Origin of the sequence: Aeromonas sp. ASNIH8 (assembly GCF_002919855.1) — a bacterium.
GTDB lineage: Bacteria > Pseudomonadota > Gammaproteobacteria > Enterobacterales > Aeromonadaceae > Aeromonas > Aeromonas caviae.
Window position 1 is genome coordinate 1 of the sequence record NZ_PQLN01000262.1, and the last position, 709, is coordinate 709.

Annotated in this window: 1 pseudogene; it reads right to left on the minus strand. The window is 60.4% G+C overall.

The window, feature by feature from the left end:
• A pseudogene (locus C3418_RS23815) lies at nucleotides 1-611 on the minus strand (ISL3-like element ISAeme19 family transposase); the annotation flags it as partial.
• Nucleotides 612-709 lie beyond the last annotated feature (98 nt).

Below are 709 nucleotides of genomic sequence, written 5' to 3' on the forward strand. Positions count from 1 at the left end.
TCAATCTGCTGGCATCGCTCGCCGAGCTGCTCGAAGAAGGGACGGATAGCGGCCCGGCTGTTGCCGTGCCCCACCCACAGGACGCGGGTTCGCTCGGCATCCATGATCACGGTGGCATAGCGGTGTCCCTTGTGCAGGGCAAACTCATCCATCACCAGCCGCCGCACCTCCCCAAGTTCGATGGTGCCCACACTGGTCTGCAAACGGCGCTTGTCGATCTCCTTGATGGTGTGCCAACCGACCCCGGTGAGCTGGCTGACATGGCGGATGGGGAGGTACTGAACGAGCGCTTCAATCCAGCACTGCATGCGCCGGGTGAGGCGGGAGCCAGAGGGGAGCCAGTCGATATGTTCACTGACGCGACCACAGCGCAGACAGTCGACGCGGCGAACAGGCAGTTGTAACCAGACTTGTCGGTCAAATAGGTCTCGCTCACGCACCCGGCGGATACGTTGGTCGTGGATCAATGGCGTGGGTTGCAGGCATCGGCGACAACGGGGCAAGAAGTCGGCGCGAGGCTCAAGGGTAAACAGGGTGTGATGGTTGGCAGAAAGCGCTTGGGCGATGACGGTATAACCTGGCCAGAAGGAGGCAATATCAATATGATGCACGGCGACAGCAGGGTGATGGTGGTGGTGTGTTTGGAGACAGCCAGTTTACCAGCACCCTGTCTGTCAACTTCCACTTCCCCAAGATCCCGCGAAGAACC